The sequence below is a fragment of the Streptomyces reniochalinae genome (assembly GCF_003323735.1).
Lineage (GTDB): Bacteria > Actinomycetota > Actinomycetes > Streptomycetales > Streptomycetaceae > Streptomyces > Streptomyces reniochalinae.
In genome coordinates, this window is sequence record NZ_QOIM01000037.1 from 57,125 (window position 1) to 69,479 (window position 12,355).

Annotated in this window: 13 protein-coding genes; all 13 read right to left on the reverse strand. The window is 61.1% G+C overall.

Annotated elements, in window-relative coordinates; translation table 11 throughout:
• Positions 1 to 153: 153 nt before the first annotated feature.
• Positions 154 to 711, reverse strand: a complete 558-nt coding sequence (locus DQ392_RS18040) for a deoxynucleotide monophosphate kinase family protein (RefSeq protein ID WP_114016670.1) — start codon at positions 709 to 711, stop codon at positions 154 to 156.
• Positions 712 to 768: 57 nt separating this feature from the next.
• A complete protein-coding gene (locus DQ392_RS18045) occupies positions 769 to 951 on the reverse strand; it encodes a hypothetical protein (protein ID WP_114016671.1) in 183 nt (60 codons plus the stop codon).
• Between the two features lie 113 nt (positions 952 to 1,064).
• The gene (locus tag DQ392_RS18050; RefSeq protein ID WP_114016672.1) at positions 1,065 to 2,138 is read right to left on the reverse strand and encodes a peptidoglycan-binding protein; all 1,074 of its coding nucleotides are present in this window, start codon (positions 2,136 to 2,138) and stop codon (positions 1,065 to 1,067) included.
• A gap of 86 nt (positions 2,139 to 2,224) precedes the next feature.
• The gene (locus tag DQ392_RS35875; RefSeq protein WP_114016673.1) at positions 2,225 to 3,730 is read right to left on the reverse strand and encodes a collagen-like protein; all 1,506 of its coding nucleotides are present in this window, start codon (positions 3,728 to 3,730) and stop codon (positions 2,225 to 2,227) included.
• Positions 3,730 to 4,020 carry a hypothetical protein gene (locus tag DQ392_RS18060; RefSeq protein WP_114016674.1) on the reverse strand — a complete coding sequence of 97 codons (291 nt, stop codon included), beginning with the start codon at positions 4,018 to 4,020 and terminating at the stop codon, positions 3,730 to 3,732. The genes DQ392_RS35875 and DQ392_RS18060 overlap by 1 nt, the downstream gene beginning before the upstream one ends.
• Positions 4,020 to 4,838, reverse strand: a complete 819-nt coding sequence (locus tag DQ392_RS18065; RefSeq protein ID WP_114016675.1) for a hypothetical protein — start codon at positions 4,836 to 4,838, stop codon at positions 4,020 to 4,022. The genes DQ392_RS18060 and DQ392_RS18065 overlap by 1 nt, the downstream gene beginning before the upstream one ends.
• Positions 4,831 to 5,889 carry a hypothetical protein gene (locus tag DQ392_RS18070; RefSeq protein WP_114016676.1) on the reverse strand — a complete coding sequence of 353 codons (1,059 nt, stop codon included), beginning with the start codon at positions 5,887 to 5,889 and terminating at the stop codon, positions 4,831 to 4,833. The genes DQ392_RS18065 and DQ392_RS18070 overlap by 8 nt, the downstream gene beginning before the upstream one ends.
• Positions 5,890 to 5,900: 11 nt before the next feature.
• Positions 5,901 to 6,881 (reverse strand): hypothetical protein, encoded by a 981-nt coding sequence (locus tag DQ392_RS18075; RefSeq protein ID WP_114016677.1) that lies wholly within the window; start codon positions 6,879 to 6,881, stop codon positions 5,901 to 5,903.
• 3 nt (positions 6,882 to 6,884) lie between these two features.
• Complete coding sequence (locus DQ392_RS18080) at positions 6,885 to 7,706, reverse strand: phage tail family protein (RefSeq protein WP_220182641.1); 822 nt, start codon at positions 7,704 to 7,706, stop codon at positions 6,885 to 6,887.
• A 94-nt stretch (positions 7,707 to 7,800) separates the two neighbouring features.
• Positions 7,801 to 10,440, reverse strand: coding sequence for a phage tail tape measure protein (locus DQ392_RS18085; RefSeq protein ID WP_114016679.1), 2,640 nt, complete (start codon positions 10,438 to 10,440; stop codon positions 7,801 to 7,803).
• 435 nt (positions 10,441 to 10,875) lie between these two features.
• Positions 10,876 to 11,175 carry a hypothetical protein gene (locus DQ392_RS18090; protein ID WP_114016680.1) on the reverse strand — a complete coding sequence of 100 codons (300 nt, stop codon included), beginning with the start codon at positions 11,173 to 11,175 and terminating at the stop codon, positions 10,876 to 10,878.
• A 78-nt stretch (positions 11,176 to 11,253) separates the two neighbouring features.
• Positions 11,254 to 11,853: a phage tail tube protein gene (locus tag DQ392_RS18095; RefSeq protein WP_114016681.1), complete on the reverse strand. Its 600-nt coding sequence runs from the start codon at positions 11,851 to 11,853 to the stop codon at positions 11,254 to 11,256.
• Between the two features lie 2 nt (positions 11,854 to 11,855).
• Positions 11,856 to 12,242, reverse strand: a complete 387-nt coding sequence (locus tag DQ392_RS18100) for a hypothetical protein (RefSeq protein ID WP_114016682.1) — start codon at positions 12,240 to 12,242, stop codon at positions 11,856 to 11,858.
• Positions 12,243 to 12,355: the final 113 nt, after the last annotated feature.

The window sequence follows — 12,355 nt, forward strand, 5'->3', positions numbered from 1 at the left end:
CGCGCCCCGCCCCGTGCGGTGCCTTGCGGGGCTGACTATACGGGAGTGATCTTGGGAGCACAAGCCACCTACTCAAGTAGTAGGTGGGGGTCACCCGAAAGAGTGACGGAACGCAAAAAAGCCCCCTTCCCGAAGGAAGGGGGCAACGTGCGCCTAGCGGCGCTTGACCAGCGAGTGAGCCTCAGTCTCAAGGTCGAAGAGGGTTCCGCCGTTGATGAGCACCCGGTCAACCGGGAAGTCATCTAGTGCGGTCTCGCTCTCGTGCTCAAGGGTCCCGGGGTTCCCCGGACGCTGAACGCGAACGAGGGTGAACCCCCGGGCCTTGAGGGCTTCCGCCTCGTTGGGATACCGGCAGTCAGTGACGACTACCGGCATGTTCCACGTGTCGGCAACGTCCACCTTGTCCATGGCGACGTTTACCCAAAAGTCCGGGTCAAGGTCGCGGACGGTCTGTCCGGCCGTCTGCAACACCCGTCGAACTTCCGGGTAGTTGTCCTTTGCGTACTCCCAACCCACGTCAGCCACAAGGGACTTGAGGCGCACGTGAACGTTGTACGTGGTCGGGATCACCGGGTTGAGCCGAAGCGCTACGCCCTTGAGCGGGTCAGCGAATGCGATTCGCGTAAACGCCCAATTGCGAACGAGGAACTTAGCCACGCTGTCCTTTCCGGACCGGGCCTTTCCTGTCAGCGCGATATTCCGGTAACTCACTGCCGTACCTCCCCGAATGAGTTGGACTCTCTCTCATACGGGGAGGGGAACGGATTCCTACACGCCTAGCAGAGCGTGAAGCGCACCCATTACGGCGCTTGCCGGGAAGTCCGGCTTAACCGCACTTACCGCAGCGATGACACCGGCAGCAAAGGCAAGAATCGTCTTCTTGTGACCGGCCACCCATACGAGAGCCGTCCTCACGTAGCCCATGCCGTCCGGCTTGCTGTGCTCGCCCATCCACTGTCACCTTTCCAATCACTCTGAGTAAAAATTAGGGTCCCGGCCGGCATCGGGTGAACCCGTGCAAAAACGGACACACCCGACACCGCGGGATCTACGGAGAGTTACCCTCAGACCTTCGGGACCTTGAGCGCGTCCCACTGCTTACGACCGGGCCACCCGTCGCAGTACGCGGGGGCGTCACCTAGCTTGCGCTGCCACTTCCGGAAGCTCTCCCGGTCGGCGTTCGTCCACTGAGAGCCGGGACCGGACTTGTACGCCGAACACCCTTCGGCCACAAGGCGCTTGCCCATGGCCGTAACAATGGGGCTCTTCGGGTTGCGCTTGAACCAAGCCGCACCGGGGAACGGCTCGTAACCCTTCGGCTTGGGCTTGCTCGCCCCGGGCAGCGTGCCCATGAGCGCCTTTAGGGACGAGGTACCGGGAACGCCGTCCGCATCCTTTCCGCTGTAGCCCAACGACCGCTGAAAGTCTGCGTAGTTGAGGGTGTCAGCGTCGGACCACGAGGGGCCGGGACCTTCCGCGTAGTGCTTGCCGTACCCCTTGGCAACGAGAGCCTTACCAACCGCCGTGACGTGGCTGCCCTTTGCGCCGTAGCCGTACTCAAGCCCGCCAATCGTCACCTTGTAGCGAGCGACGGACGGGGACGAGGTGGAAGGGGCCGAAGAGCCGCCGGACGAGGTGGCACCCCACTTCGGGTCAGCGGACACAATGCCGCCCGGGTAATCGGGGTATCCGTAGCCGTACACGTACGAGTCACGGCGCTGACGAGTCCGCAGATAAACGCCGTCCCCTTCGGCGCTCCCGTTCGTGTTCGTGTTTCCTTCCACGGTCGTAATCGTGTTCGCGTCGAAAGCGACCACTAGGCCAGTGTGCGAGCCACCGCCCGAACCGTAGAAAACCTGAGCACCAACGGCGGGGTACTCCGAGAACCGGCCACGCTGCTTGAACCAAGAGACGCCGGTTAGGCAAGAGGCAGTACACGGAAAGAGATTCGCGGCACCCGCCTTGTACGCGACCCACGAAACGAAGGTTGCGCACCATGCCTGATAGTTGGACCAACCAAGGGTGGGAGTCTCCTTGGAATACTTCTGATCATTGTTCCAATGGCCGTTGGAATACCCCTCGTGGGTTCCAACCTCACCCTTGGCAATCTTGATGACGCTCTCAGGCGTAACGGTCATGCGTCCTGTCTCCAATCGGGAACAACAAAGCCCCGCCCGGAAGTCGGCCCGGACGGGGCAGGGTCCTACTACTTGAGTAGGTGGTGTTACACGAGCGCGAGCGCCATAACCGGCCGGTCATGGTCGATTAGCCCCGCACTCTGGTTGGCGGTGGTCGGTAGGCTGGACTGAGAATCCAAGTACCACGAGCGCGCGAACGTGGACCCAAGGAAAAAGTTCTCAGGGGCCCAACCATCGTTAGCTAGGTGGTGGTACCCGAAGTCAGTCCCACCGCCCGCCGTCTGTAGCCATGCGGCCCAATAGCGCCCGGGTGCAAGCGTTACGGTGCTCGTGAGCTTGACCGGAACCGCGCCGAAGTGGTTTGCCGTCATCTGCGACGGGGACCCGCTGAGCTGTCCAGCGGACGGGGGAGAAACGGCGGAAGTCATCCGGGACACAGATGCGCCGGTCTCACGGTAGATGCCGCAAAGAACCTTGTACGCAGCAATGCCACCGTAGCCACGGGCGAACATGACCACGGCGTTTATTTGCGTGCTCTCAGTGATGTTGAAACCCTGCATAAACACGCGACCAACACGGGTGTACTTAACCGCAGATGCGGCATAGCCAATGGTGGCCGCAGGGTCAACAGACCATGCAGCAAAGCCGAGAGCATCCGGGGTCCACATGTTCTTAGCGCCACCACCACTCAGGGCGGGAAGCTGAGACGTGGGAACCTTCCCCGATCCGTCCAGCGACGCAACACCGTTCGTCGCGCCCCTAGTTGAGGCAGCAAGCGCGCTCACGTCAGCGGCGGTAAGCGTCACGGTGGGGCCGGACTTGCCGTTCACCGAAGTTACGGCGTCCGGGTCCGCCATGGCCGGTAGCTGAGACGTGGGCACCTTCCCCGAACTGTCCAGCGACGCAACGCCGTTGGCCGCTCCCACGGCGTCCAGCGCCACCGCCTCAACGTCCGCAGCATCTAGCACCACGTCCGGCCCGGGGTCACCGTTCACGGTGTTTACGGAACCGTCCCCCGGATCACCCTTGGGCCCCTGAGGGCCGGTCTCGCCGGTCTCGCCCTTGTCACCCTTCGGCCCCTGAGGGCCGGTCTCGCCGGTCTCGCCCTTGAGACCCTGGGGGCCCGTGTCTCCGGTCTCGCCCTTGTCCCCCTTCGGGCCAACCGGCCCGGTCTCACCCTGGGGGCCCTGAGGGCCGGTCTCACCCTGAGGCCCGGGAACGGGAACGTAGTTGGGAGTCAGCGGGTCGGCAGGCGCAATGTCGGCTAGGTCAACGTCCGGCGTATCGCTAGGCAGTAGAGCCGCGTACTTACGATTCCGGCGGACACCATCGAGCTTTTCGCGGACGACGTAAGCCCAATCCGTGGGGTTCATGTCGGCGTTGTCCGTGGCCGGTAGCACCACCTCAAACGAACCATCCTCGTCAAGGATGGCAACGAGGGGGCCCGCAATGAAAAGGTCCGCACCGGGGAAGGTGATAAGCGACGGGGGCGCGAACTCGACAGAGCCCGTAAGGGGGGTGCCATCCGGCATGAGATACCGACCGGATACATGCACGGTGGCAATGCTTGCCGGAAATAGGTTTTCGTCCATTAGGCGTCTCCCCCTAGTAGCGTGTCGATGTGCTCGCGTAGTTCGCGGTTCTCAGCGCGTAGTTCCCGAACCTCGTCCCGTAGTTCGGCGTTCTCGTTCCGCAGTGACCGAACCTCAGTGATTAGGGTTTCTAGGTCTTCCGAGAGCCGCACGGCCCGGACCTTTTGCGCCTCGTACTCTTCGCGCCACGTGTTCCGTGAGCCGGTCCGCACGCGCTGATAGAGCAGAGCGAAAGCGAGGATTGCCGCCCCCACAACTTCGGTGGTCCCCGCTAGTTCAGATATGGCCATTAGTTGTTGTAGTCCTCGGTGGGGTCCGGGTCTCGCAGGAACTTCCCGTTGGTGCCACGCCAACGCCAATGCCCCATGGTGGAAGCGGTCGGCAGCCGGTCAGCGGGGAGACCAACGCAGTAGTGCATGTTCGAGACGTTGTAAGAGCCGTCCCACGGGCTCAGGTTGTCCGGGTCCGGGACGGTGGTCCAGCCAAGCCCGGTGTTCGGTCGCTTTTCCGAGAGAACGGCCGTGGCGTAATCCTCGTTGTTCGGCATCTTGAGCGCGCCACCGTCCGGGGAAGCCACGTTCTCTCGCTTGGTAAACCCGTACACCTGCAAGTGGTTGTGAGCGTCAGCGGTCGGCCCCTTGGCGTAACGGTGCTGTAGCTCAATGGTGTAAATGGTGGTGTCGTCCGCGTAATCCCAACCGAACGGGATTTGATGAATCCACCTGATGTAGACCTCACCAAGCGCCCGGGAGCTGTAGCCCGATAGCTGAATGGTGGACGAGGCGGAAACGCACACCTTCTTACCAATGTCGAAATCATGCTTGAACGCTGCAAGCCTGACTTCCGCCTCAGAGCGACCGGTAATCAGCCGGTCGGTAATGAACTTGCATTCCACCCGGTCAAAGACCATGCCGGTTACGTTGGCGATTCCGCAGGAAGACCACACGTTCCCGGATACCTTGCCGCGCCCGATAGCTGACCACTCAACGGACGGGTACCGGTCAAACTTGGTGAGCGTGGCGGGCTTCCGCTCAAGCGAAGTGATCCGGCGCTTAAGGTCCGCTAGTTCGTTGGTGAGTGAGGGCGGAAGCGCGTTGATGCTACCCAAAGCTAAAAACCTCCCGGTTGGCTAGAGAAAGGGTCGTGACCTCAACGCCGTTGGCGTTCACGTCAACCTTTCGTTCGGTCACCACGAAATCCGCATACAGCGCCACGTAACCCGCGTCAGCCTCAACGACCCCGGCATACCCGGGGACGAACGAAGTTGGGTCATACAAGCCCGGGTAGAGCGTCAGCGAAGGAATGGCGACCGGAGCACGGCCAATAGTGATGAGCGCGGACGCCTTGTCTGTGAGCGTCTGCGTTTCCTTAACGTCGTTGAACGAGACCACTACGCGCTTAGTCGGCATGTCTTCCCGTAGGTCATCGTTCGCGACAATGCCAACGAGGTTGTCACCGTTACCCGGGTCAGCGCCGACCGTGTAAGCGTCCGTAGCAAGCTGTGAGCCGTCGTAATCAACCTTCGTCACGTTGCAATTCGTGCCGTGGACGAGAGAGAACGGCAGCGGGTTTTCCCCGCTCGTGTACTTGAGGAACCGGTTACCGAACCGCTTGCCCGGCTCAGCCCAATAGGTGGCGTACCGGAAGTTGAACCCGCCGTCCTCTTCGGCAAGCTCTTGAATAGCTTCGGCAACAACCTTGAATTCCGAACGCGTCCACGTCCGGGAACGGATACGGCCGGAAGTCGTTATGTAACTCGTATCCGTCCCAATGCCGTTCTCTGCGCAAGCATCAATCCACGCGCGAAGTAGCGTGCCCTGATCACCCTTGCCGTTGTAGCCCGTGGTGAACGCACGGCACTTGTAGTAGCTGTGCCACCCGGAAGCGTTCAGCGTGAGTGTCTGCGCTGAAAGGTCAGCGCTCAAGGTCCACACGAGCCCGCCCCAAACCGGCTCACCGTTCCTCAGAATGACGAGCGCGGACGAGATGGGGGAAAGGGTCACCGGGTCCGCCTCAGGCGCGTACAGCGGCATTACAACCGTTGCCGCGCCGTCAGCGTTCAGCGTGTCCGTGTACGAGATCGAAGCGGCAGGCAGTACCGCCCGTACCCTTCCCGTCCGGGGGTCGGCGTGGACTACCTCATACGATGCGGCAGCCATGCCCCACCCCCTTAGCTATTCGTGTTCCATGGCGACTTAGAGAACTGCTCGTTGCAGTAGAGATTGGCAATCACGCCATCACTGCCGTACTCGATCTGTCCGGAAGTCATGAGCGCGATACGGCCCGTGCCACCGGCCGAAGTGGAACCGTAGGTCTGACCCGAAGCGCCGTAAGTGTTCTGCGTAGGGCGGGAAACCTGATCCGGCACCCGGGCTAGTAGTACGAGCGTTTCTAGATCCTTGGACGGAGAAAGGGAAAGCTGTCCGGACAGCTCCCATTCCGTGGAACTCTCCCGGATATAGAGATCACCGGTAACGGTGATATTCGTTCCATCCTTGGCAGCGACATTCTGAGGCGTGCACTTGAACCACGGCCCCGGGTCCGTGGTGTACCACTTACCGGCAGCCGTGCGCGTCCACCGCTGGTTATTGCTCATGCAATAGACCGTGGCCCCATGCCGGAAGCCGGACGCGTCCGGTAGCTCTCCCGCCCAATCGACAGCGAAGACACCCGGACCGGGAATCAGCATTTGGTCTCGGTACTGGCCCGTGTAGCGGGTCGGTGTGCCGGTGAACGTAAGTGAGTTCTTAGGCACGTCCACCCAACACAGAGCGATGGACTTAGCCGGACGAGCCGGGGCAGTTGGGCTAGCTGCCGGTGTGCCGGTCGCAATCTTGATTTCCGGTCCGGTGCTCGTCATCTGTAGATAGACGAGATCCCGACGAGGGTTAGCCGTGCTTGCGGTGGCTACGTCCACGTAGCTAGTCGCGGTGGTCTCAACCGCGTAGTACCCGCCCACCCCGTCATAAATGAATGCCTTACCGGGGTTCACCTTTACCGTGCGGTCATCCGTGTTGGACGAGATAGAGAAACCGCCACCGGACGTGATCAGATGCGCGCCGGACGAGTCGCCTAGCCACAGCTTGTTGAACCGGGTTAGATCCTCTTCGCCGTAGGTCGAACCCTCTTGAAAGTACGTGTAGTTAGCCATGCGTTACACCCATCGGTCTTGCCAAGTAAGGACAGCGGAAGCGGCGGTAAGCGGGTCACCATGGTTCAGCCGTAGCCGGTGGTCCCCGGGCCCGAACTCAGGCCACGACGAACCGGCCGTGACAAGAGACGTAATGTCGTTGCCCTCAGCGTCCGTAACAACCTCGTTCGCGCTATCCACCGTGAACCGGCCGGAATAGGTGATCCCGAAGAACTTCCGGGTTACGTCGTCCGTGAGAACGGGATTGCTCGTGTTCTCAAAGACGACGAGGGGGCGAGCCGCAACACTCCCCCGCTCAAAGAATCGGGACACCGGGTCCGGCGGGGGTGAGCTAGAGCCCTTGACCGTGAGCGGCACCGTGAAAGGCACCGTGAGCCCGCCGTCAATCTCGTCACGCTGAGAGCTAGTCACCGTCACCGTTCGCTCACCCGCCCCGTAGATGTACGGATCGGTTGCGAACAGCTCAACGACGAGTTCGGCAGCACCGGCCACGAAACGGCTTGAGAGCACGCCTGAGCGCTTCCGGGGCCGAACATTGACGTACGCCTCAGTGTCCGCAGCAATGCCCGGGAAAAGGAACCTGAACGGCTTTTCATCCCTCCCCGGCATAAACGCTGCCTGAATGTCGGTGACTGCCCGGGAGAACACGGGGGCCGTGTCCGCTGTCACTTGCAGCGTGACAGTGAGGGAACGGCCCCCCATGTAGTCATCCCCGGGCCATAGCCCGTGACGCTGGACTAGCTCTAGGTCCGCCGTCCGTATGTCCGGCAACGACAAGAGCCCGTCAACTTCGGAGACCTGTACGGCCGAATTCTCGGCACCCATGAGCAAGCCGTTATAGGTGCACGTCCACTTTTGCAATCCGGCCATACGGCCCCCCCTCAACTTCCAACGGCCACCTACTACTTGAGTAGGTGGGTTACCTAGGTGCGGTCCGTAGAGTCCACGCAACCTCACGCCCAATGTCGTGAGCGTCAGCGTTCGTCTGAACGTTGACCGTGACTCCCGCCCGGTTGGTCAGCGCGGGTGCGGTGACCGTTCCCCCGGCGGTAGCGCCTAGGGCCGAAGCGTCCGCCGTAACGGGCATCTCAAGGGCAGGCATCTTCGGCAGCGCGGGAACCTTGACGAGGTTCCGCATTGCTTCGTCCACCTCGTCTGAGGTCTGATCAATACCGGCAACGACACCCGCCGGAATGAACCGGCCGATTTGGTCGCGCATGAGCCGCGAAGGGGAATGGATACCGAGAGCCTTAGCAATCGGACCCGGAATCATGCTCTTGGCCCAACCGGTGAGCGTTGACTTAAGCCAACTACCCATGGCCTTAATGCCATTCCACAGACCCCGAACGAGATCCTTACCCTTGCCGTACAGCATCGAGCCGAAGCTACCGAAGTAGCCGACAATGCGACCCGGAAGACCCTTGACGTAGCTGAGCATCTGCCCGGCGACACGAACGGTCCCGCTCTTGATAGAGCCCCAATGCTTGATGATCAGACCAACGAGCGTCCAGTTAAGGAAGAAATTTACGATCTTCCCGGGGATGCCCTTGACCCAATTCACAACGGCATTCCATACACGGATGGTGCCTGCCTTGATGGCATCCCACTTGGAAATGATGATGCCAACAAGGGTCCACTTAAGGAATAGATCCTTGATGAAACCGGCAATGCCCTTGATCTTGCCCCAAATCCAGTCCCACACGGCTAGCGTGGCTGCCTTGATGGCATCCCACTTGGCCACGATAAGCACGACGAGCGCGATTACAGCGGCGGTAATCCAGCCGACCGGACCCATAGCAATGAGCCACTGAGCCGCCATGGTTGCGGCCCACACCACGGCACGGGCAGCCATCATGACGAACTGAGCCACCGTGGCAGCGGCTACCCGGATCATGGATGCGAGGAACTGACCCGTAGCCACCGCCGCTTGTACGGTGAATTGCAACGCAATGCGGGCCATGTTCGCCACGGCAGCGGCAGCCATGCGGACCATTTGAGCCGCGAACTGAACGGCAGCGCGGGCAGCGCTAGCAACCATGGTCGCCATGGACCGGACCACGTTAGCGGCAGCCGTACCGGCCGAACGGGCAAGGTTCAGCGCACCCGTTCCCATGGTCTTGAGCCCGGACCCCACGGCGCTTACACCACGGCGGATAGCACCGCCGAGAGTGCCCATACGTCCAGAGAATGCCGAAGCGGCAGCCTGAGACGAACGGAAGCCGGAAGCTAGCCGACCCATGGCCCCCACGGTTCCCGTAGCGGCCTTAGAGACGAGCCGGAAACCGGGCCCTAGCTTCGCGGTCCACCCGAAGAGCAGACCCATAATCTTGAGCGTCGGACCCATGGCAGCGGCAAGCGCAAGGAACGCAAAGCCGTACTTGAACACGGTCGGGTTGGTCTCCGTCAGCTTCCGCACAAAGAGCGTGACCTTATTGAGTACCTGAGTGAATGCGTCCAAGACGCCGGACTCAGATACCGCAATTGCCAGACCCTCAAGGGCTGAGGTGAACCCCTGCATTCCCGCCTTAGCGGTCGTGCCCATGTTCTTAGCGAACCGGTCGGTTGTGCCGGATGCCCCCTCAATCTCCTTGGTGAGCTTCCGCATGGCGTCCGAACCCTGCTCGGACAGCGCCGAAATGGCGCGGCCACCTTCGGTACCGAAGATCCGTAGGAACTGCTCATTAGTGGCCCCGGACTTGCCCACCTCGTCAATGATCTGCGGAAGGGGCTTTAGCTTGCCGTCCGCCGTCTGGAAAGAAAGCCCTAGGGCGTCCATTTCCTTCTTGGCAAACCTGCTCGGCTTCATCATCGAGCGGAGAGCCGCACCAACGGCCGTACCACCCATGGAACCCTGCATACCGGCGTTACCCATAAGGGTGAACGCTGCGGCGGTTTCCTCAACGGAAAGACCCGCCATCTTGGCCATTGAGCCGCCGTACTTGAAAGACTCGCCAAGCCCGGCAACGTCAACGTTACCCATCTGCGACGCCTTGGTTAGTAGGTCCGTCGCGCGGGTTGCCTCAGTCGCCTTGAGACCGAACCCGGTCATGATGTTTGAAACGATGTTGGCGGTATCGCCAAGCTGCATATTCGCGGCAGCCGCACCGTTTAGAACGGCGGGCATCGCTTCGTAAATCTCCTTGGGCTTGAATCCCGCCATTGCGAGATATTCCATGCCCTCAGCGGCTTGTGTCGCGCTGAACTGCGTAGACGCGCCCAAGTCCTTAGCCTGCTTGCGCATCATCTCAAAATCACTGCCGGTGGCTAGTGAAATGTTCTTGACGCGCTCCATCTGATACTGAAAATCGGACCCCATCTTGATAACGGCGGTACCGATTCCAGCTAGGGGCAGCGAGACGTTACGGGTAAGCGTGTTGCCTACCCCCTGCATGGAACTGCCGAGAGACGACATACGGTCACTCATGGACCGTGTGAGCGTCTGCCCGGCAGCCATACCCGCCTGACGCGCTGCCCGCTGAACGTCCGACATAAGCCGGTCCGCTCGTGCCTGTAGTTCGATGTACGCAGCACCCGCGCGCATCGCGTTAGCCGTGGCCATGCCACCCCCTGTTGATTTATGTCAGCTTCACCGGCTGCCCCATCTTTCGAGCCAATGACATAAGGCCACGGTTAGGCGCGTCGGCAGGCTTGGCCACTTCCACACCCGGACGCTCAAGCGGCTTGGGCTCAGGAATCGGGTTTTCCTTTACAGCGCCAAGACCGACGAGGGTTCCGCCGAGTAGGTACGAGACAACGCCTAGACGGTCGATTACGCCCGCTAGCAAGTGACGATCGGGGGTCCACATTGCGGATTCCTCCCCGGCAATAGCCCGGAAGGTTGCCGACTCAGGGGGCAGACGCTCAACAAGAACCCTCAGCCGACGCCAAGTCAGCCGAGGGGTTCCCAAATCTGCCACCAAATCTAGACCCCAGAATCGGAGTAGGTCAGACTCAATGTCCTCTCCGTACTCCGCCACGAACTCAGCGAGCGCCGTTATTCCCCCAGGTCAATACCCTGCTCATCCGCGTACGCGGCAACAACAATCATCACGTCGTCAGCACGGCCACCCTTGGCGGTGAAGTCGTCGTAACGGCCACCCATGAGGGCGGTAGCCGCGCCGATATCGTCACCGGCCTTTAGGGCAACCTTCGCAGCGTCCGGCCAGAAACCGGGGGCCGCAATGGCGAACGTCTCGCCCTCAAACTCAAACTCAATCGCGTCTCCGCCGTTCTTGTCGGCGTGCGCCTTGCGCAGAGTCTCAAGGTTGTAGCGAGCCTTGTTGGGCTTAGACATAGGGGAACTCTCCTAAAAGTCGAAGGGGGGAAGATGGGGCGGGGCCACCTACTACTTGAGTAGGTGACCCCTCGTCACTTACGCGCCGGTTCCGGCGTCATCGGTGGGCATGTCGGCTGCAAAGTCCGGGTCGGTAATCTGCCACTGAGCCAGTAGCTCACCACCGCCGAGAGCCTGAATGGTCATGCCCCACGCCACCGCCTCAGCGGACGAGAACTTAGGCGACTCGACTTCCGAAACCTGACCGGTCGGAATGAGCATTCGCCAAACCTTGTCGTCTCCGTCCTTCCACTCAAAGAGGTAGGCGGACTTGGGACGGGAAACACTCGGCTTAATGTCGATAGTGACACTGCCGGTCTCGGCGTCAATCTCCGGAATAGCGCCGTAGAAATCCTCAAGCACCGCCGGGGACGACTCAAGAGAGTTCATCTTGAGAGTGAGCGAACGGCCGGTGACAATCACCCGAACCGTGCCACGCTGCCAAGACTTAACCTCTTCGGTGTCTTCCGAAAACTCGTGCTCAACGCCGTCATCATCGAACGTGCCAAGCGGGACGAACTCAGCGCCTACAGCCGCACCGGGTGCGGGCATCTCTGCGCCGGTCTCCGCCTTGTAAATGGTGCCGGTGACTGCCACCCGCACTAGGTCAGTGTTGAAACCCTCAGCGTCTCGCGCCACGGTCAACCCCTCTCAGGTCTAACGGAAATTTGATAGGTGCTGACCCACTGGGAGAGTTCCGTAACGTCCTCAACCATGTAGACAAGGCCAGCGATCACAACGACACGGGCGAAGGGTTGGCCGGTAAGCCTCGTCCCCATGAGTTCGGAGACAACGAGCTGTGCCACGTCGTGGCCGTGCTCGCGGGAGTCGGACCAAACCTCAATTTCGACCGTGGCGTTATCAAGGGCGGGCCAATTCATGAACCCGCCTATTCGGTGCACCACCACGAAGGGGTTTGCTCCGTCGTACTCGTGGGGGACGAAAGTCCCGAACTCAACGCCGTTCGGAAGCCGGTCACGGAGAAAGTCAATGACCATGGCTTCCACGTCCGGGAAGACCGGGGGCATTAGCCACCCCCAGTGAGCCGACCAACGGCGGTATCAAAGCCACGCCCCAGGTACCGGCCATTACGGCGGGGACCACGGCGCTTAGGTGCGCCGAACTCAATTAGGTTGGCAAT

Coding starts and splice junctions, on each gene's coding strand:
- DQ392_RS18045 (WP_114016671.1), bottom strand. CDS start 951: ATGGGCGAGCACAGCAAGCCGGACGGCATGGGCTACGTGAGGACGGCT.
- DQ392_RS18050 (WP_114016672.1), bottom strand. CDS start 2,138: ATGACCGTTACGCCTGAGAGCGTCATCAAGATTGCCAAGGGTGAGGTT.
- DQ392_RS35875 (WP_114016673.1), bottom strand. CDS start 3,730: ATGGACGAAAACCTATTTCCGGCAAGCATTGCCACCGTGCATGTATCC.
- DQ392_RS18060 (WP_114016674.1), bottom strand. CDS start 4,020: ATGGCCATATCTGAACTAGCGGGGACCACCGAAGTTGTGGGGGCGGCA.
- DQ392_RS18070 (WP_114016676.1), bottom strand. CDS start 5,889: ATGGCTGCCGCATCGTATGAGGTAGTCCACGCCGACCCCCGGACGGGA.
- DQ392_RS18075 (WP_114016677.1), bottom strand. CDS start 6,881: ATGGCTAACTACACGTACTTTCAAGAGGGTTCGACCTACGGCGAAGAG.
- DQ392_RS18080 (WP_220182641.1), bottom strand. CDS start 7,706: ATGGGTGCCGAGAATTCGGCCGTACAGGTCTCCGAAGTTGACGGGCTC.
- DQ392_RS18085 (WP_114016679.1), bottom strand. CDS start 10,440: ATGGCCACGGCTAACGCGATGCGCGCGGGTGCTGCGTACATCGAACTA.
- DQ392_RS18090 (WP_114016680.1), bottom strand. CDS start 11,175: ATGTCTAAGCCCAACAAGGCTCGCTACAACCTTGAGACTCTGCGCAAG.
- DQ392_RS18100 (WP_114016682.1), bottom strand. CDS start 12,242: ATGCCCCCGGTCTTCCCGGACGTGGAAGCCATGGTCATTGACTTTCTC.